We start from the raw sequence: 18,891 nt of genomic DNA on the forward strand, positions 1-18,891 counted from the left end.
CCGGCCACCGGGGTGCGGAGGGGTATGTCAGGTGAGCGTGAGCGTGAGCACGCCGGAGTAGGAACCCGGCGGGGTGAACGTCGGTACGTCCAGCGACAGCCCGGCGTCGACGGTGAACTCACCACCGGTGAGCGCCCCGTTGGGGGTGGACGCCAGTGTCGCTCCCGCACCGCCCACCGTGCCGGACGAACCGGCCTGGCAGGTGCTCGGGCTCCCCGCCTTGGTCGCGCAGGCGGGGGTCCAGCTCAGTTTCCCGGCATCGATCTTGGCGCCGGGACCGGTGAAGTCGGTGACCTTGCCGGTCAGGGACCAGCCCGCGGGTCCGCCGCGGAAGTCCTTGACGGTCACCGTCTGCAGGGCCCCGGTCGAGGCCCCGCCCTTGCCGAAGTCCACCGCCGAAAGCTGGACGGCGTCCCCGGCCTGGGACATCGACAGGGATCCCGCCTTCACCGTGGTGGTGAGTTTCTGGGAGCCCGCGGGGATCGGAGTGTCGTCGACGACCACGTACGCCGCCGGCCCCGCTCCCTTGGTGTCGCTCCAGCTCGCGCCCTCGTACGCCACCACACCGGTCGTCGTCTTGTCGTTGACGGCCAGTGTGCCGTTGATGGAGCCCTGCGCGTCCGCGGTCGTGGTGGCCGTGTCGGCGGTCTGGGTGGCCCCCGACCGTCCGGCGAGGGTCACGCTCGCGCCTGGGGTGAAGTTGCTGCCGGTGACGGTCACGCTGTCACCGGGCTTCCCGGAGGCCGAACCGAGCGAGATGGCACGGTTGTTGGTCTGGGTTCCGTCCGTCGCGGTGATCGTCCCGGAGACCGGGGCGGGCGGGTTGGTGACCGTGCAGGGGGTGTCCAGCTCCAGGATGTAGCTGGTGTGGATGTTGTAGTCGCCGGGCGCGAGGGTGATGGCGCCCGGGCTGGTGACGGTGAAGGTGCCCGTCATGCTGAACCCCGGGAAGGGCGCGTTGCCCGCCACCGGGTCGTTCTTCCTGGGGCCCGCGACCGTGACGTCCCCCGTCTGTGCGCCGCCGAGGGCGACCTTGCCGGTGGGCGTCATGATGTCGGCGGGCAGCGCGAGGGCGGTCGGGTTGTTCGCGGCGGGCGTGACCACCTTGTACGTCACGGTGACGGTGTCACCGACCTTGGGACTGGGGTTGTCCACCGTGATGATCGCGGTGGTGGTGCCGTCGATCGGCGGGATGCCCGCGATCGCCGGCGGGATGCAGTGCGTGGCGAAGTCCACGTTCTGGGAGTCCGCGGCCGCGGCGCCCGCCGGGGCCGCCAGCGCGCCTCCCGCGGTGACCGCCAGCGCGGTCACCCCGAGCAGTGCCGCCCAGCGGCGTCTTCGGGCGTGCGAACCCCTGGTTCCCCTGTGCGTTGCCATGTGCCCCCTCCTGAGGGATGCGGGCGCAGCGGCTCGTCTGCGCCGACAGGGGGCCATTGATGTGCGGGTTGTGTGAGAAGTCAATGGAGGGCCCGGACGGTAACTGATGGGCCATCAGGTCATGTCAATATCAACAACTGGTCTCCCCTGTAGGTCAGTTGGTTGTGTTCGGGCAGTACGAGGACCGGTGCCGCCGCGCGCTGGCGACACCGGTCTTCACGTATGTGCCGTGCCGGGGCTCAGCTGAAGACGAACGGGCCCGGTGACTGCGCCGCGCTCGCGGTGCACGTGATGGTGATGCCGAAGACGACCATCTTCAGCGAACCCCCGTACGCGTCGAGGCTGTCGCCGGAGGCGACGGTGCCGCTGAGCGGGCCCACCGTGACCCCGCCGCCCAGCGGGATGGCGGGATTCTTCGTGCCGGTGAACGCGACGGTGCCGCCGCCGGTCTTCGCCATCGTCAGGGTGGAGGCGATGGAGTCCTGCGCCAGCGCGATCGGGGCGGTGATCGAGGTGGAGCTGAGGGTGATGGTCGCGGCCGTGCCGGTCTGGGTGGCGGTGAGAGTGGCCGCGCCACCGCCGCCGATCGTGCAGGTCGCGTTGATGGTGGCGGTGAGCGGGGTGACGGCCGCGGCGGTCGGCGCGAGGGCCAGTCCGGTCGCGGCCAGGGTGCCGGCGGCTAACGCCGCGGCGATTCCGAGTTGCTTGCGTCTCATCGGGTTCCCTTCCCTTGTACGGGAATTGCCATGTGGGGATGGAGGGACGGAACCGTCTGCTCAGAGGCCGGGGCCGGGCCGGGCACACGGACGCGTCACCGGTGAACGCCGGTGCGGGTGCGGAGAGATGTGTACACGGACCGTCCGCGAGCGGGGTGCGGGACGCCAGCGGAGGCGTATCTGACGGTCCGTCGGAACTTGCGGTTCCATTGATGCGCGAGCGGCTTGGGATTGCAAGGCATGCCGGGCGGCTTCTTCAAGGGTTGTCGAAAGTGGCCGAAGTTCGTCCCCTTCCCTGGCCGGCCCGCTACTCCGCGAGTTCCGCGATCAGCGCCGTCGCCACCGGCCGGAACCCCAGGCGGCCGTACATCCGCGCCACGTCCTCGTCCCCGGCCGACAGGAACACCGTGTCGACGCCCCGCTCCCGTGCGTCGGCCACGAGGGCGGCCGTGACGCCGTACGCCAGCCCGCGGCGGCGCGCGGTGGGCAGGGTGCCGACGCCCGCGATCTCGCTCACGGGGCCGACGGGCAGGTGCATCCCGGAGCAGACCACGACCCCGTCGTCGACCGCCGCGGCCAGTACGGTGCGGCCCGCGCGGACGCGGTCCGCGGCGGCGGGCAGCTCACCGGCGCGGGCGGTGATCTCGGCGGCCAGTTCGGCGGGCCCGGCCTCGCCCACCGCCGTGCCCGGCGCCGCGAACGCCACGTGCGGCACCGCCAGCGCGCCTGCCAGGGAGGCGTCTTCGGGGTTCAGGACGCGGACGAGGGGATGCGGCTCGGGCAGCGGTGTGTCCGCGTCGCGGATCATCAGGGGATGCGCGTGGACCCGTAGCCCCGTCGCCTCTACCGCCTCCCGCAGGCCCGGCGTCACCTCCGCCACCCACTCGAAGGCCTCCGGCACACACAGCTCCCGCTGCCGTGCCCGCACCCGTTCGACGTCCTCGGCGGTGGCCGCCGGGCCCGTCCAGCCCAGGGTGGGGCGCGCGTAGTACGGCCAGCCCGTGGCCTCCCGGACGAAAAGGGTGAGCGGGCCGAAGTCCTCGGCCCGCGCGGCGGTGCGCGGTACCGAGTCGTAGTAGCGCTCAAGGCGGTCGAGGGGCGCGTTCGCGGTCGTCATGGCGCCATCCAAGAGGAACACCGATGCCGGTCGCACCCGAATTCAGTCGACCCCCCTGATCCGCCCCACCAGCAGCGCCCCCGCCAGCCCGATCACCGCCGCCACCAGGTACAGCACCCGGTAACCGCCGAGATACGTCACGATCGGCGCCGCCAGGGCGGGGGCGGCGACCTGGGGGAGGGCGTTGGCGACGTTGATGACGCCGAGGTCCTTGCCGCGGTTCAGGGCCTTGGGCAGGACGTCCGTCATCAGGGCGAAGTCGACGGAGGTGAAGACACCGAAGCCGACGCCGAGGACCGCCGCCGCGACGATCGCGCCCGGCCAGGTCTGCCACCCGGAGAGGACCGCCGTCGCCACCGCCATGAGCACGCCCGACCAGATCACGAACGGCTTGCGGCGGCCCACCCGGTCCGACCACACCCCGCCGACCACGACCGTGGCGAGGAGGGTGACGCCGTTGACCGCCGTCAGGATCAGTACGCCGTTCTCGGGGTCGTCGTAGTGGAGCCGGTCACGGAGGTAGTAGAGGAGGTAGAGCAGGACCAGGGCGTTGCTCAGGTTGATCAGGAAGCGGGTCAGCCAGGCCCAGGCCAGGTCCGGATGGCGGCGCGGACTCAGCCAGAAGGAGGCCGCGAACGAGCGCCAGGACCAGGCGGGCCGGGCCGCGGCCGGCAGCCGCAGATCCTCGTAGCGCAGTACGTACGGCAGTACGCCCACCAGCGTGAACACCGCGCACGCCGCGTAGCCGCCGCCCACACCCCCCGCCGCCGTCGCGAGGCCCGTTCCGCCCACCACGCCCAGGATCTGCGCGGCGCCCAGCCAGCCGCCCACGGAACCCCGCTGGAGCCGCGGCACGCGGTCGGGGACGGCCGCGGTGATCGCGGCGAAGGCGGCGTTCAGGGTCAGCTGGACCAGGCACCAGCCGGCCGCCATCGTCCAGACCCCGCCCGCGCCCGCCAGGAGCAGCAGGGAGAGGGCGCCGCCCGCCGCGCCCGCCACGGTCCACGGCGTACGGCGGCCCCAGCGCGCCGTCGTCCGGTCGGACAGCGCGCCGAAGAACGGGTTGGCGAACAGCGACACCACCGCGCCCGCACCCGTGACCCACGCCAGCATCGTCTCCTTCGACATGCCGGTGCCGGGCGCGAAGTCCTCCGCCTGGGAGGCCAGCAGGATCTGCAGCGGGCCGTACCAGCCCACCCAGATCGCCCCGTTGGCGAGCGAGAGCGCCGAGGTCCAGCCCCGGCCGACCCGCTCCACGGGCTCGGCCAGCGCCCCCACGTTCGTGACGGGGTCCGCCGCCGTCATCACCGCGCCCGCAGCGCGTCGCGCAGCCAGCCGTACGACGCCTTCGGGGTCCGCTTCAGCGTGTCGTAGTCGACGTGGACCAGACCGAAGCGCCGCGCGTACCCCTCCGCCCACTCGAAGTTGTCCAGCAGCGACCACACGAAGTACCCGCGAACGTCCACTCCCTGTTCCAACGCCCGGTGCAGCGCCCGGACATGGCCGTCCAGGAACGTGATCCGTTCCTGGTCGTCGATGCCCTCGTAGCTGCAGCCGTTCTCGGTGATGACGACCGGCGGAAGGCGGTCCCCGTAGCGCTCGCGGAAGCCCACGAGCAGCTCGGTCAGCGCCTCGGGGACCACCGGCCAGCCGAAGTCGGTGACCGGGTAGCCCTCCAGTTCCCTTACGGAGAAGGGGAGTTCAGCGGGCAGGGTCAGTCCACTGAACTCGATCTCCGCGCCCTCGGGGGCGCCCACCTTGGTCGGCTGGTAGTAGTTGATCCCGTACCAGTCGATCGGCTCCGCGATGACCTTCAGGTCCGCATCGACGTCGCCCGGCATCAACTCGCCGATGCCCGCGGGGTATTGGCCAAGAAGCAGCGGGTCCGCGAAGAGGCGGTTGAGGAGGAGGTCGTAGAAGTCGGCGGCCTGCACGTCCTCGGGTTGCCGCGAAACCGCCCAGGTCGGGCCGTGCGAGTTGGCGATGCCGATGTCCGTGACGCCGGCCGCGCGCAGGGACCGGACGGCGAGGCCGTGGGCGAGGAGTTGGTGGTGGGCGACCGGCAGCGAGTCGAACAGGAGCTGCTTGCCGGGGGCGTGGGCGCCGAGCGCGTGGCCCAGGAGGGTGTGTTCGGCGGGCTCGTTGAGGGTGATCCACTTCTTGACGCGGTCGCCCAGGCGCGCGGCGACCGTGCCGGCGTACTCGGCGAAGCGTTCGGCGGTGTCGCGGTTCAGCCAGCCCCCCGCCTCCTGCGACTTCAGTGGGAGGTCCCAGTGGAAGAGGGTCGGCACGGGGCGGATGCCCGCCATGACGAGCGCGTCCACCAGGCGGTCGTAGAAGTCGAGGCCGCCGGGGGAGTTCACGCGGGGCCAGGAGATCGAGAAACGGTACGCGTCCACGCCGAGGTCGGCGAGGAGGGCCACGTCCTCGGGGTAGCGGTGGTAGTGGTCGCAGGCCACGTCCGCCGTGGAGCCGTCCTTGATGTGGCCGGGCTCGGCGGTGAAGGCGTCCCACACCGACGGGTCGCGTTCGTCCGCGGCTCCCTCGATCTGGTGGGCCGAGGTGGACACGCCCCAGAGGAAGCCGGGCGGGAACTGCGATAGGGGGTTCGTCGCCATGCGCGCGATCATCCTTACCGGCAGTAAGGGAAGTCAACGGGTTGGTGTGAACCGGGAGTTACGGCTTTTGGGAGCGCCAGGGGAGGGGTGGTGCGGAGTGCTTCGCGACTGCGGGGCAGTGGGGGCTGGTCGCGCCCACGCGGCGGAGCCGCATATGTCACGGCCCCGCGCCCCTGAAGGGCGCTACGCGCCCTCCTTCAGGACCCGCACGATCAGTCGGCGCTGTTCCTCCGTAAGTCTCGGGTCGGCGGCGTAGACCGTCTTCCCGTCCACCGTGATCTCGTAGCTGAAGCCGTCGGGGACTCCGGCGGGGCGCGTGCCCTGGCCGGAGGCGATCGCCTGCTCGGCCAGGGCATGCCACTGGGGGGCGTCGGGGCGCCCCGAGGTGTCCACCTCGGCATGGCGCTCGATGCCCGCGAATCCGCCCGTGCGCCTCACCTGAATACGCATGGGTCCTGTCTAGTACGAGTCGGACGCCGAAGCTACGACGTCGGCACCCCGACCTGTTCCCAGGCCTTCGTGACGGACTGGAGCTCCTCGCCCTCGCCGTACCGGCTCCTGGCCTGGGCGACCGTCAGCTTGGCGAAGTCGGAGAAGCTCGCCTGGGACTGGAGCTCGCCGCCGGTGAGGACGTCGTACCAGATCTGCCCGGCGCGCTCCCAGGCGTGGCCGCCGAGGGCCTGGGCGACCAGGTAGAAGGCGTGGTTGGGGATGCCGGAGTTGATGTGGACACCGCCGTTGTCGCGGCCGGTCTTCACATAGCCGTCCATCGTCGCGGGCTGCGGGTCCTTGCCGAGCGCGTCGTCGTCGTACGCCGTGCCGGGCTCCTTCATGGAGCGCAGCGCCTTGCCGGTGACGCGCGGGGCGAGCAGGCCCGCGCCGATCAGCCAGTCGGCGTCGGCGGCGGTCTGGCCGAGTGTGTACTGCTTGATCAGCGAGCCGAAGACGTCCGACATGGACTCGTTCAGGGCGCCCGGCTGGCCGAAGTAGGTGAGGTTCGCCGTGTACTGGGTGACGCCGTGGGTCAGCTCGTGGCCGATGACGTCGACGGGGATGGTGAAGTCGAGGAAGATCTCGCCGTCGCCGTCGCCGAACACCATCTGCTCGCCGTTCCAGAAGGCGTTGTTGTAGTCGACGTCGAAGTGCACGCTCGCGTCGAGGGGCAGGCCCTCGCCGTTGATGGAGTTGCGGGCGTAGGCGTTCAGGTAGAGCTCGAAGGTGGCGCCCAGCCCGGCGTAGGCGCGGTTGACGGTGGCGTCCTTGCCGGGCTTGTCGGCCTCGCCGCGGACCTTCTTGCCCGGCAGGTCCTGGTGGTGCTTGGCGTCGTAGATGGTGCGCTGCGGCTTGTCCGCGGGCGCGCCCTGGGGCGGGGCCAGGGCGGGCGCGCCGATGACCGTGGTCAGCCGGCGGTGGGTGCGCTCGAAGGCGTCGCGCTCCAGGGTGCGGCGCGCGGGCCCGGAGAGCGCGGGGTCCTCGTGCTGGGCCAGCGTGTCGAGGACGTGGGGCGGCACGATGGTGCAGAAGACAGGCTCGAAGCCTGCCGGGTTCGCGGTCATGCCCGGCACAATTGCACTGAGTGACGCCACTGTCACTACTGGCGACCAAGATCGTGTGAAATGCGGCGATAAGGATCCTCGGAGTCCGCTCGTCAGTGGTATGAGGCTTCACTCTGAGTGGCGTGCCGCACGTTTTGTCTGGTTTCTTCCTTATGTGGCCGGGATCCCGCATACTGATACAGCCCTCCGGAGAGAGTGAGGCTCGGCTAGGCTGCGGAGCATCATGCGTATCGGGCTGCTTCTCCTTAGCTGCCGCGGCGAGGGCCTGTAGTCGAGGCCGACCCCCTCCCCGCGGAGTTCGGCGTTGCGCCGTCGGCCGTCCTTCCGGACACCCTCTGAGGAGCCCACGCATCATGCCGAACTTCCAGCAGTCCACCTCTATGCCGGTTCACAAGTACGGCAAGTACGAGCAGGTGGACATCCCGGACCGCACCTGGCCGGACAACCGTGTCACCGTCGCCCCCCGCTGGCTGTCGACGGACCTGCGGGACGGCAACCAGGCGCTCATCGACCCGATGTCCCCGGCCCGCAAGCGCGAGATGTTCGACCTGCTCGTGAAGATGGGTTACAAGGAGATCGAGGTCGGCTTCCCGGCCTCCGGACAGACCGACTTCGACTTCGTCCGTTCGATCATCGAGGACGAGACCGCGATCCCGGACGACGTCACGATCTCCGTGCTGACCCAGGCCCGCGAGGACCTGATCGAGCGCACGGTGGAGTCCCTGATCGGCGCCAAGCGCGCCACGGTCCACCTGTACAACGCGACGGCCCCGGTCTTCCGCCGGGTCGTCTTCCGCGGCTCCAAGGACCAGATCAAGCAGATCGCCGTCGACGGCACGCGACTGGTCATGGAGTACGCCGAGAAGCTGCTCGACGAGCGGACGACGTTCGGCTACCAGTACAGCCCCGAGATCTTCACCGACACCGAGCTGGACTTCGCCCTGGAGGTCTGCGAGGCCGTCATGGACGTCTGGCAGCCGGGTCCGGACCGCGAGATCATCCTCAACCTGCCCGCCACGGTGGAGCGTTCGACGCCGTCCACGCACGCGGACCGCTTCGAGTGGATGTCGCGCAACCTGTCCCGCCGCGAGTACGTCTGCCTGTCCGTCCACCCGCACAACGACCGGGGTACGGCCGTCGCCGCCGCCGAGCTGGCCCTGATGGCCGGCGCCGACCGCATCGAGGGCTGTCTGTTCGGCCAGGGCGAGCGCACCGGCAACGTCGACCTGGTCACGCTGGGCATGAACCTGTTCTCGCAGGGCGTCGACCCGCAGATCGACTTCTCGAACATCGACGAGGTCCGCCGCACCGCCGAGTACTGCAACCAGATGGAGGTCCACGCCCGCCACCCGTACGTCGGCGACCTCGTCTACACCTCCTTCTCCGGCTCCCACCAGGACGCCATCAAGAAGGGCTTCGACGCCATGGAGGCGGACGCCGCCGCGAAGGGCGTCACCGTCGACGACATCGAGTGGGCCGTCCCGTACCTGCCGATCGACCCGAAGGACGTCGGCCGTTCGTACGAGGCCGTGATCCGCGTCAACTCGCAGTCCGGCAAGGGCGGCATCGCGTACGTCCTGAAGAACGACCACAAGCTGGACCTGCCGCGCCGGATGCAGATCGAGTTCTCGAAGATCATCCAGGCGAAGACGGACGCCGAGGGCGGCGAGGTCACCCCGAAGGACATCTGGGCGGTCTTCCAGGACGAGTACCTGCCGAACCCCGGCAACGCGTGGGGCCGTATCCAGGTCAAGGCCGGCCAGACCACGACCGACCGCGACGGCGTCGACTCGCTGACCGTCGAGGCCTCGGTGGACGGCACCGGCACCGTCCTGACCGGTACTGGCAACGGTCCGATCTCCGCGTTCTTCGACGCCCTGCAGTCCGTCGGCATCGACGTACGCCTCCTGGACTACCAGGAGCACACGATGAGCGAGGGCGCCTCCGCGCAGGCGGCCTCGTACATCGAGTGCGCGATCGGCGACAAGGTCCTGTGGGGAATCGGCATCGACGCGAATACGACACGCGCGTCGCTGAAGGCCGTGGTCTCGGCGGTCAACCGCGCGGCCCGCTGAGGACTTTGACCGGCACTTTCGGGGCCCCGTCCGCCTTTCGAGGCGGGCGGGGCCCCGTCGTATACCGGCCAATAGCCGTGGAGATCACGGAAAGGTCTCGTCCAAGGTACTGACTCCGCATCAACAATGTGGCTAACATCACGCCAGCGCGGCGATGTTGCCGCGGGGTTACGGAGGTGTGCGAGCGTGCTGCCAGGATGGGGACGAAACGGTCGTGCAGTGCAGATTTCCCGCATCCTAGGCACCCGTACCGCGTGGACCACCATGGGGGACGGCGAGTTCTTCTGCCCGGGCTGCGGGGGCGACCGCAACTACCAGCGGCTCACCGGCCGCCGCCGCTTCACCCTCCTCGGCGTCCCCGTCCTGCCGCGCGGCGACACGGGTCCCGTCGTCGAGTGCGCCGCCTGCGGTCACCACTACGGCGCGGACGTCCTCGACCATCCGACCACCACCCGCTTCTCGGCGATGCTCCGCGACGCCGTCCACACCGTCGCGCTCGCCGTGCTCGCCGCCGGCGGCACCTGCTCCCGTACGTCCCTGGAGACCGCGGCGACCGCGGTGCGCTCGGCCGGCTTCGACGACTGCACGCAGGACCAGCTCGGCGCCCTCGTCGAGGCGCTCGCCGCGGACACGGGCCGGATCTTCGGGGAACCGTGCGGGGCGGGGCTCGCCATAGAGCTGCACGAGGCCCTGGACCCGCTGGCGCCGCACCTCGCCGCGACGGGACGCGAGTCGATCCTGCTCCAGGGGGCCCGGATCGCCCTGGCGGACGGCCCGTACACGACCGCCGAGCGGGACGTCCTCGCCACCGTGGGCGCGGCGCTGACGATCTGTGCGGACGACGTGACGCGACTGCTGGCGGCGGCGCGTACGCCGTCGTAGTGACGGGGCGGGAGCGGCGAGCGGTGACTCAGGGTACGGTGTGAGCGACACAGTGTAACGAGTCTCTCGTGTCGCGCGGGGGAGAGCGAGGATCCCCTGAGACGCTGCCTCGTCGCCGCACTGGCCATCGGCCTCCTCGCCTCCGGGGCCGGCGTCGCGTTCGCCGCCGCCCCCGGTCCCCGTACCGACTGCGCCTCCTCCGTGCCGTACACCGCGGGCGAGGGCGGCTACGACACCTACCGCATCCCGGCGGTCCTCATCACCCGTGTGGGCACGGTGCTCGCTTTCGCCGAGGGGCGGTACGACGGCGCGGGCGACAGCGGCCACATCGACGTCGTCCTCAGACGCTCCACCGACGGCGGCTGTACGTGGGGTTCGCCGCGGGTCGTCACGGCCGGGGGCGGCGACACCCGGGGCAACCCGGCGCCGGTCGTGGACCCGCGCACCGGCCGGATCGTGCTGGTGACGTCCTACAACAGCGGTGCGGCGACCGAGGCGCGGATCATGCGGGGCGAGGTCGCGGCGCGCCAGAGCCGCCGCGTGTTCGTGCAGACGAGCCACGACGACGGCGTGCGGTTCTCCGCTCCCCGGGACATCACGGCCGAGGTGAAGCCGCCGGGCTGGCGCTGGTACGCGACGGGCCCGGGCCATGCGATCGCCCTGCGCCATGGCCCGCACGCCGGCCGTCTGATCGTCCCCGCGAACCACTCCGCCGCCCCGCCCAAGGGCTCGACCGACACGGGCCGGGAGGCCAAGTACTACGGGGCGCACGCGATCTACTCCGACGACGGCGGCCGCACCTGGCACCTGGGCTTCACCGACCGCACCTATGACGGCCGCGTGGACGCCAACGAGAGCGGCGTGGCCGAACTCCCCGACGGGCGGCTGTACTTCAGCGCCCGCGACCAGGGCGGCACCACCCCCGGCAACCGCCTGGACACCTACTCCAGCGACGGTGGCGAGACCCTGGACCGCCCCTACGCGATCCAGCCCACCCTGGACGCCGTCCCCGTCGTCCAGGGCAGCGTCCTCCAACTGTCCGGCGCCCACGCCCCCTTGCTCTTCTCGGCCCCTTCCGTGGCCAACGCCCGGCGCTCGATGGCGCTGTGGCGAAGCACGGACGGCGGCGCCACCTTCACCAAGGCGATGACGCTCTCCTCCGCATGGGCCGCCTACTCGGACCTGGTGGACCTCGGGCACGACCGGGTCGGCATCCTGTACGAGACGGGCTCGACACGGCCGTACGACAGGATCGAGTTCCGCCGTCCGCGCTGGACGGCTTCGCCCGTCAGGTGAACGCGGCCATGTCCTCGAACCCGCTCTCGTCAGAGCAGGCCCGCTCCCGCCAGGTATTTCCCCACCCGTTCCACCTCCGCCTCCGACAGCGGCACCTGCGGCTCCGCCGTGGCCGGACAGGCGATGACGCCCCGCAGGTGCAGCGCCGCCTTGAACGCCCCGAGCGCCGACGAACCGCCGCCCATCCGGGCGGGGTCCCCCACCCCGACCATTCCGAACAGCCCGCACAGCCGCTCCTGTTCGGCCCGCGCCCGCTCCCAGACGCCCCCTCGGCAGAGCCGGTCGAGCCGCACGTACCCGTGCGGGTCGACGTTGGCGAGACCGGGCACGGCCCCGTCCGCCCCGAGGGCGAGCGCGGAGTCGACGACGAGTTCGGACCCGGTGAGAGCGGTGAAACCGGTGATGTCGGGGCGGGCGCGGGCGCCCGTGACGACCGCGCGGAAGGCGGCGAGGTCGCCGCTGGAGTCCTTCAGACCGGTCAGCACGCCCTCCGCGGCGAGGGACAGGACCAGCTCCGGGTCCAGCTTGGTGTGGACGGACACCGGGATGTCGTAGGCGAAGACGGGCACGGCCGAACGGGCGGCGACCAGGCGGAAGTGGCGCGCGATCTCCGCCGGATGGGTGCGGGCGTAGAAGGGGGCGGTCGCCACGATCGCGTCCGCGCCCGCCGCCGTCACATACGCCACATGGTCCAGCACCCTCGGCGTGGTCATGTCGATCACCCCGGCCAGCACGGGGAGTGCGCCGCTCACATGGGCGACCACCGTCTCCACCACCAGCCGCCGCTGGGCGTCCGTCAGGAACGCCGCCTCCGAGGACGAACCGAGGACGAACAGGCCGTCGACGCCCCCCTCCACCAGATGGTCCACGAGCCTGACGAGCGAAGGGACGTCCACCTCGCGGTCCGGTGTCAGGGGCGTGCAGACGGGCGGAACGACACCGGTCAGCGGGGTGGGGATCGGCATGAAGGCTCCCTCGGGACGATCAAGGCTGCTGCTGGGCGGGGATGTCGGCCACGGCGGGCGCGGCGGACCCGGCCTGGGCCACCAGGTCGCGCGTCGACTGGTCCTCCGTCACAGGATGGTGGCACCGGAAGCGGTGGTCCGACGTCGACGCGGCCGTGAAGTCCGACATCACGCGCACGCACTCCTCGTCGGCCTTCCAGCAGCGGGTGCGGAACGGACAGCCGGTGGGCGGGTGCGTGGCCGAGGGCACCGGGCCCACCAGCGGGATCGGATCGATCGGGTCCAGGAGACCGGGCGTGGCGGAGAAGAGGGCCCGCGTGTACGGGTGCCGGGCGCGGTCGGTGACCTCGGTGGCCGGGGACTCCTCCACGATCCGGCCCAGGTACATCGTGATCACCCGGTCGCTCATCCTGCGTACCGTCTGGATGTCGTGCGAGATGAAGACCAGAGCCAGGTTCAGGCGCTTCCTCAGGTCCAGCAGGAGGTTGAGGATCTGGGCGCGGACCGAGACGTCCAGCGCGCTCGTCGGCTCGTCCGCCACCACCAGGTCCGGGTCCAGGGCCAGCGCGCGCGATGGCCACCCGCTGGCGCTGACCGCCGGACAGCTGACCGGGCAGCACGTCCGCCAGGGCGCGGGGAGGCCCACCAGGGACATCAGCTCCCGCACCCGGTCCTCCCGTTCCCGTGCCGTGCCGCGCCGGTGCACGTCCAGGGGGTCCGGCAGGATCCGGCGTACGGGCAGGCGCCGGTTCAGGGCCGTCGACGGGTCCTGGAAGACCATGCCCGTGCCGGCGCCGACGGACGCTCGTCGCTCGGCGGGCTTCATCGACCACAGGTCACGGTCACGGAAGCGCACTGGAGGAGGGGCTGATACGCCGGGTCGCGGCCGTGCTCACCGAGCCGGAACTCGACCGCCTCGAAGCGGTCGTGGCGGAGATGGAGGAGGCGGGCCGCTCAGGCCGCCCCTTCCCCGAACTCGACCGCGAATTCCACGAGTTGCTGTACGCCTCGCTCGGCAACGCACTCGTGCCACAGCTTCTGGGCGCCTTCTGGACCGTCATCAGCCGGGTCGCCGGCATACGCGGCTGGACCGACGACCCGGCCCCCGAACTGACCGTCCGCCGCCACGGGACATCGTCACCGCCCTGCGCGCCCGCGACGTGGAGGCCGCCCAACGCGCGATGGCCGACCACTTCCGCGGCATCGAGGCGAGGGCGGCCCAGGGGTCCAGGGGAGTGGGCTGACTACTGGGTCCTGTCCGGCCCCTAGGCGGTGGCCAGGCGCCACACCTGGAGTTCCTTCGTGTCCTCGGCGATCGTGTACCAGCTGCCGTCGCCCAGGGTGTTGGGTACGCCGGATGTCGGGAAGGGGTAGGTGACCTCGCCGAGCAGCCGCATGTCCCGCACGTCGACCAGCCAGTGCCGCCCCGCCCCGTACTCCTCGTCGGCCTCGCTCGTGCCCGCGATGACGGTGTGCTCGTCGAGGAAGCCGCCGTAGTAGTCCCAGCGCACCTCGGGCTCGTCGTTGTCCGGGTGCAGTGCGGGGTGATCCGGAATGACCTCCTCCGCGTCCAGCTCCGAGACCACCGAGCCGTCCTCGACCCGGTGCAGGGCCAGGGCCTCCTGGTAATGGGTCACCGTCAGGAAGTGCTCGCCGGACGGGCTCACCGTCATCAGGCAGCGGTCGTCGTCGCCGATCCGGTCGACCGTGAGCCGCTCGCCGTCCCAGCGTCCCCACAGCAGCGGCACCCCGTCCTGTCCCTCGCCGACGCTCAGCCCCATCTGTCCGGGGTCCGGGTGCGCCACGTGCCCCGAACCGGCGGCCGCGGTCTGGATGTCCGCCTGCCCGAGCACCCTCCCGTCCGTGGCGTCCAGCACCAGCCACTCGTCGATCACGTCCGGGTCCTCGTTCCCCGCCGCGAGCGGCCCGCGCACATGGGCCCACACGAGCTTGCCGTCCGCGGAGAAGACCACCGAGCCGCTGTCGGCGTACAAGTGCCCACGGCCGACTGTGCTTTCACCCTTCTCGCCGTATTCTTCGAACGAGGCGTGCAGCTCCCGGCAGCTCCCCTCCCAGCAGCCGTGCCGCACTTCCCACAGGGTGGTGCCACGCCGGTCCACCGCCCGCACCGCGTGCACGCCCGCGAAGACCGCGACGTCCAGCCCCGGCGCCACGGTGCACGTCCCGAAGCGGCGCGGCCACGGCCTCGGGAAGCGGGCCACCGAAGCCTCACCCGCGAGCGCCGCGGCCAGGTCGTACGCGGCCAGCTGGGTGTCGTCGCCCTGCAGGATCAGCGTCCGGCCCGGCAGGCACCGCTCTCCTGGCAAGCCGGCCGTGGCCGAGTCCAGCGGGCCGGCGAGCGTGGTGACGAGACGGGCGCTCGCGGACATGGTTCCTCCAGTGCGCGTGATGCCGTACGGCGTTGTGTGCGTCGGATGCACAGTACGGCCGCCCACTGACAACGCCGTACGCGCCCGTCCCGTACGACCTCTCACACGTCCCGGCGGTCCACCGCCACCACGGCGATCACCGCCGACACCGCCGCCCACGCCGCGAGCACCACCCAACTGCCGGTCACCGTCGCCCCGTAGCGCGGGAGCCGAGTGAAGGGATCGCGGCCGTAGGCGATGTCGGTCAGCCGCGTCCAGGCGTTGACGGGCATGGCGTGCCGCACGGCGGCCGTCCAGCGGTAACGGTCGGTGATGAAGCTGGGGACGAGGAGCAGGACGGCGGTGACGGCGACCATCGTGCTCGCGCTGTGCCGGATCAGGGCCCCCAACGCCATGCCCGCCAGCGCGCAGACCGGGGCGAGCAGCGCGGAGGCGACGACCACGCGCAGGGCACCGGAGTGGGCGATCGACACAGCGGCGTGACGGCTGGTGAGGATCGCCTGCGTCGAGGCGAAGGAGGCGCTCGCGACGAACGCGCCGTACAGCGTCATGACCGCCGTCACCACCACGACCTTCGCCGCCATCAGGGCGCGCCGGTCCGGGACGGCCGCGAGGGTCGTACGGATCAGGCCCGTCGAGTACTCCCCGACGACCGTGATCGCGCCGATGCTCGCCGCCGCGAGGATCAGGATCAGTGCCGATCCGTCGGTGAAGGCGTCGCGCAAGGCCAACTCCCACGCGAAGGAACGCATTTGGGGATTGAAGCGTGGATAGTCGTGCGCGTGCACCCGTGCCGCGTTGGCGTTGAAGCCGATGACGGCGGGGGCGCCCGCGCCGAGTGCCCAGTAGGTCGAGCGCAGGGAACGGAGTTTGATCCACTCGGCGGCGAGGAGATCGGTGAACCGCGCGGGGGCCGGTGTGAGGGCGAGGGTGGTCATCGGGCGTCTCCCGCGAGGAACTCGGTGCTTTCGGCGGTCAGTTCCATGAAGGCGGCCTCCAGGGACGCGGCCTGCGGGGTCAGTTCCTCGAGCAGGATCCGGTGCTGGAAGGCGAGTTCACCGATGCGCGCCGCGCTCAGGGCGGTCACCTTGAGGGTCCGGTCGTCGTACGGCGCCACGGCCGCCCCCTCCTCGGACAGCACGGCCGTGAGCTTCGCGAGGTCCGGCGTCCGCACGGTCACCGTCGGCCGGGTGCCGCGCGCCGCGAACTCGCTCACGCTCTCCGCGGCGATCAGCTCACCCCGCCCGATGACGACCAGCTCGTCCGCGGTGTGCTCCATCTCGGACATCAGATGACTGGAGACGAACACGGTGCGCCCCTCGGCCGCGAGCCCGCGAAAGAGCTCCCGCACCCACAACACCCCCTCCGGATCGAGCCCGTTGAGGGGCTCGTCGAAGAGCAGCACCGGAGGTTCGCCGAGCAGGGCGGCGGCGATTCCCAGGCGCTGGCGCATCCCCAGCGAGAATCCCTCGACCCGGCGCCGCGCCGCCGCCCCCGCGAGCCCCACCTCCTCCAGCACCGCGTCCACCCGGCTCCGGGGGATGCGATTGCCGCGCGCCAGCGCCTCCAGATGGGCCCGCGCGCTGCGCCCGCCGTGGACGTCGCCTGCGTCGAGCAGCGCGCCGACGTGCCGCAGCCCGCGCGGATGACGCCGGAACGGCTGCCCGTCGATCGTCGCGCTCCCGCCGGTCGGCCCGATCAGGCCGAGCAGCATGCGCAGCGTCGTCGTCTTGCCCGCGCCGTTCGGGCCGAGGAACCCGGTGACGTGCCCCGGGCGCACCTGGAACGTCAGATTCCGGACGGCGGTGGTGTCGCCGTAGCGTTTGGTCAGTTCGTTGACTTCGATCACGCCGACCACCGTCTCGTCGGCGCGCAGTGCGCGGTATCGCCCCGTGGCCGACAATCTCCCCGGCCGGTGTCGACCAGGGGTGTACGTCCCAGGACCGATGCCCGTCCACGGCTCCCCTGCCTACGATCGCCGCATGCATGCCATGCCGCTCCCGCCCCGCCTCAAGCGCGTGCCGCCCGGTGCCTGGGTGGCCCTGGCCTGGTGCGCGAGCACGGCGTTCACCTTCCTCGCCCGCGTACGGCTCCCCGGTGAGGAGACGGCCAACGTGCTTGCCGCTGTCCAGTTCTACCGCTGGGACGGCCTGCTGATCCTGACCGTCGCCTGCGCCCTGGCGCTGTTCGGCAGCATGCGGTTGCACCGACGGCCGCTGACCGCCCTGGGCCTGCTTCTGACGGCCGCCGCCTTCCTCACCACCAACCTGGCCGTGGGAGCGATCCAACTGGCCCAGTTCCTCGCCGTCGACCTCGCCCTCTACTTCATCGCGGCCGGCCGCCCCCGCCGCACCGGAGTCGCCGCCCTCTGCGTGGCGCTCGCCGTCCTGGTGGCCTGGGAGTCCCTACGGCTGCTGCGCGGGTGGGGCATCGGCACGCTGGAAGAGCTGACCGTGGCGCTGACGGCCGTCGTCGCCTGGCTCCTCGGTGACGCCTCCCACCGCACCCGCGCGTACGGCGAGACGCTCCGCGCCCAGGCCGCCACCCAGGCCGTCACCGACGAACGGCTGCGTATCGCCCGCGAGATGCACGACATGGTCGCCCACAGCATCGGCATCATCGCCCTCCAGGCGGGCGCGGCGGCCCGCGTCGTGCACACCCAGCCGGACGCCGCGGGTGAGGCGATGACGGCGGTGGAGACGGCCGGGCGGGAGACCCTGGCGGGGCTGCGCCGGATGCTGGTCGCGCTGAGGCAGGCGGACCAGGACCGGACCTCCGCCTTGGGGGATCCTCAGCTGCACCCGGCCGAGGGCCTCGCCGACCTCGACCGGTTGGCCGCCGCGACAACGGCGGCGGGCGTCCGGGTCGACGTCCACTGGAAGGGCGCGCGCCGTCAACTCCCCCCGGACATCGACCTCTCCGCCTTCCGGATCGTCCAGGAGTCGATCACGAACGTCGTACGCCACGCGGAGACGAAGGCCTGCCGGGTGACGGTCGACCACCTGGAGGAGTACGTGGCCGTCGAGGTCACCGACGACGGCCGGGGCCGGGGCAGCACCACCGACACCGGCTTCGGACTGGCCGGGATGCGCGAGCGGGTGGCCCTGCTGCACGGCGAGTTCACGGCGGGCCCCCGTCCCGAGGGCGGCTTCCGGGTGACGGCCCGCCTTCCGGTCCCGGCGACGGCGGCGGCGACCAGGGTGGCCGCCTGATGCCGGTCCGTGTCGTCCTCGCCGACGACCAGCAGCTGATCCGCACGGCCCTGCGAATGGTCATCGCCGACATCGAGGACGTGGAGGTGGTGGGGGAGGCCGCGGACGGCGAGGAGGCGGTGACCCGTACCGAGGAACTCCGGCCCGACGTCGTGGTGATGGACATCCGCATGCCGGGCGTGGACGGCATAGAGGCGACGCGCCGCATCACGACGGGACAGGGTGAGTCGAGGATCGTCGTCCTGACCACCTTCGACGACGACGACTACGTGTACGGGGCGCTGCGCGCGGGCGCGTCGGGGTTCCTGGTCAAGGACATGGCTCTGGACGACATCATCGGTGCCATACGGGTCGTGGCGGCCGGCGACGCGCTCATCGCCCCCAGCGTCACCCGCCGCCTGATCCAGGACTTCACCTCCGCCCGCTCCGCCGAACCACCGCGGCCACGCCGCGACCTGACCGCGATCACGGACCGCGAACGCGAGGTGCTCACCCTGGTCGGCACGGGCCTGTCCAACACCGAGATAGCCGAACGGCTCTTCATCAGCGTCGCCACGGCGAAGACGTACCTGACCCGCCTGCTGTCCAAGCTGGACGCACGGGACCGGGTGCAGTTGGTGATCATCGCGTATGAGGCGGGCCTGGTCTCGGCGCGCCGGTGAACCGCCGGTGAAGCGGTCGGCGGAC

16 protein-coding genes and 2 pseudogenes are annotated in these 18,891 nt (G+C 71.5%); 6 read left to right on the forward strand and 12 right to left on the reverse strand.

The genetic code is table 11. The features are described 5' to 3' along the window. Window positions 1-27: 27 nt before the first annotated feature. The 7 genes from OG819_RS21035 to OG819_RS21065 all read right to left on the reverse strand — a co-directional run bounded on the left by OG819_RS21035 (window position 28) and on the right by OG819_RS21065 (window position 7,384). The gene (locus OG819_RS21035) at window positions 28-1,377 is read right to left on the reverse strand and encodes a beta-xylosidase (RefSeq protein WP_266624642.1); all 1,350 of its coding nucleotides are present in this window, start codon (window positions 1,375-1,377) and stop codon (window positions 28-30) included. A 239-nt stretch (window positions 1,378-1,616) separates the two neighbouring features. After that, on the reverse strand, window positions 1,617-2,093 hold the full coding sequence (locus OG819_RS21040; protein ID WP_266624641.1) for a hypothetical protein: 477 nt from the start codon (window positions 2,091-2,093) through the stop codon (window positions 1,617-1,619). 307 nt (window positions 2,094-2,400) lie between these two features. Further along, window positions 2,401-3,210, reverse strand: a complete 810-nt coding sequence (locus OG819_RS21045) for a GNAT family N-acetyltransferase (RefSeq protein WP_266624640.1) — start codon at window positions 3,208-3,210, stop codon at window positions 2,401-2,403. 42 nt (window positions 3,211-3,252) lie between these two features. Further along, window positions 3,253-4,515 (reverse strand): MFS transporter, encoded by a 1,263-nt coding sequence (locus OG819_RS21050; RefSeq protein ID WP_266650827.1) that lies wholly within the window; start codon window positions 4,513-4,515, stop codon window positions 3,253-3,255. Then, a complete protein-coding gene (locus tag OG819_RS21055; protein ID WP_266650828.1) occupies window positions 4,515-5,840 on the reverse strand; it encodes a GH1 family beta-glucosidase in 1,326 nt (441 codons plus the stop codon). The genes OG819_RS21050 and OG819_RS21055 overlap by 1 nt, the downstream gene beginning before the upstream one ends. Window positions 5,841-6,011: 171 nt before the next feature. Continuing rightward, on the reverse strand, window positions 6,012-6,278 hold the full coding sequence (locus OG819_RS21060) for a protealysin inhibitor emfourin (protein ID WP_266624637.1): 267 nt from the start codon (window positions 6,276-6,278) through the stop codon (window positions 6,012-6,014). A gap of 32 nt (window positions 6,279-6,310) precedes the next feature. Further along, on the reverse strand, window positions 6,311-7,384 hold the full coding sequence (locus tag OG819_RS21065) for a M4 family metallopeptidase (protein WP_266414068.1): 1,074 nt from the start codon (window positions 7,382-7,384) through the stop codon (window positions 6,311-6,313). Between the two features lie 353 nt (window positions 7,385-7,737). On the opposite strand from OG819_RS21065, the gene leuA reads away from it, so the two are divergent. The 3 genes from leuA to OG819_RS21080 all read left to right on the forward strand — a co-directional run bounded on the left by leuA (window position 7,738) and on the right by OG819_RS21080 (window position 11,637). Next, window positions 7,738-9,459, forward strand: a complete 1,722-nt coding sequence (leuA, locus tag OG819_RS21070) for a 2-isopropylmalate synthase (protein ID WP_266650829.1) — start codon at window positions 7,738-7,740, stop codon at window positions 9,457-9,459. A 186-nt stretch (window positions 9,460-9,645) separates the two neighbouring features. Beyond that, entirely contained in the window at window positions 9,646-10,341 is a 696-nt protein-coding gene (locus tag OG819_RS21075; protein WP_266650830.1) for a TerB family tellurite resistance protein, read from the forward strand. Between the two features lie 126 nt (window positions 10,342-10,467). Next, window positions 10,468-11,637: an exo-alpha-sialidase gene (locus tag OG819_RS21080; protein ID WP_266634312.1), complete on the forward strand. Its 1,170-nt coding sequence runs from the start codon at window positions 10,468-10,470 to the stop codon at window positions 11,635-11,637. Window positions 11,638-11,666: 29 nt separating this feature from the next. On the opposite strand, the gene OG819_RS21085 is transcribed toward OG819_RS21080, so the two are convergent. Both OG819_RS21085 and OG819_RS21090 read right to left on the reverse strand, forming a co-directional pair. Further along, window positions 11,667-12,602, reverse strand: a complete 936-nt coding sequence (locus OG819_RS21085; RefSeq protein ID WP_266650831.1) for a dihydrodipicolinate synthase family protein — start codon at window positions 12,600-12,602, stop codon at window positions 11,667-11,669. Between the two features lie 19 nt (window positions 12,603-12,621). Further along, a pseudogene (locus OG819_RS21090) lies at window positions 12,622-13,458 on the reverse strand (ABC transporter ATP-binding protein); the annotation flags it as partial. Between OG819_RS21090 and OG819_RS21095 the strand changes: the two are divergent. After that, window positions 13,458-13,846 (forward strand): annotated as a pseudogene (locus OG819_RS21095) (FadR/GntR family transcriptional regulator); the annotation flags it as partial. The pseudogenes OG819_RS21090 and OG819_RS21095 overlap by 1 nt on opposite strands. Window positions 13,847-13,867: 21 nt before the next feature. Here the strand turns inward: OG819_RS21095 and OG819_RS21100 are convergent. The 3 genes from OG819_RS21100 to OG819_RS21110 all read right to left on the reverse strand — a co-directional run bounded on the left by OG819_RS21100 (window position 13,868) and on the right by OG819_RS21110 (window position 16,841). After that, window positions 13,868-14,992, reverse strand: coding sequence for a hypothetical protein (locus tag OG819_RS21100; RefSeq protein WP_266650832.1), 1,125 nt, complete (start codon window positions 14,990-14,992; stop codon window positions 13,868-13,870). Window positions 14,993-15,093: 101 nt separating this feature from the next. Then, entirely contained in the window at window positions 15,094-15,930 is an 837-nt protein-coding gene (locus tag OG819_RS21105) for an ABC transporter permease (protein WP_266650833.1), read from the reverse strand. Beyond that, entirely contained in the window at window positions 15,927-16,841 is a 915-nt protein-coding gene (locus OG819_RS21110) for an ABC transporter ATP-binding protein (protein ID WP_266650834.1), read from the reverse strand. The genes OG819_RS21105 and OG819_RS21110 overlap by 4 nt, the downstream gene beginning before the upstream one ends. 133 nt (window positions 16,842-16,974) lie before the next feature. Here OG819_RS21110 and OG819_RS21115 point away from each other — a divergent pair, with 133 nt between their 5' ends. Both OG819_RS21115 and OG819_RS21120 read left to right on the forward strand, forming a co-directional pair. Continuing rightward, a complete protein-coding gene (locus tag OG819_RS21115; protein WP_266650835.1) occupies window positions 16,975-18,204 on the forward strand; it encodes a sensor histidine kinase in 1,230 nt (409 codons plus the stop codon). Continuing rightward, a complete protein-coding gene (locus OG819_RS21120; protein ID WP_266624628.1) occupies window positions 18,204-18,866 on the forward strand; it encodes a response regulator transcription factor in 663 nt (220 codons plus the stop codon). The genes OG819_RS21115 and OG819_RS21120 overlap by 1 nt, the downstream gene beginning before the upstream one ends. Window positions 18,867-18,891 lie beyond the last annotated feature (25 nt).

The sequence above is a fragment of the Streptomyces sp. NBC_01549 genome, from assembly GCF_026339955.1.
In the GTDB taxonomy this organism is placed as follows: Bacteria; Actinomycetota; Actinomycetes; order Streptomycetales; family Streptomycetaceae; genus Streptomyces.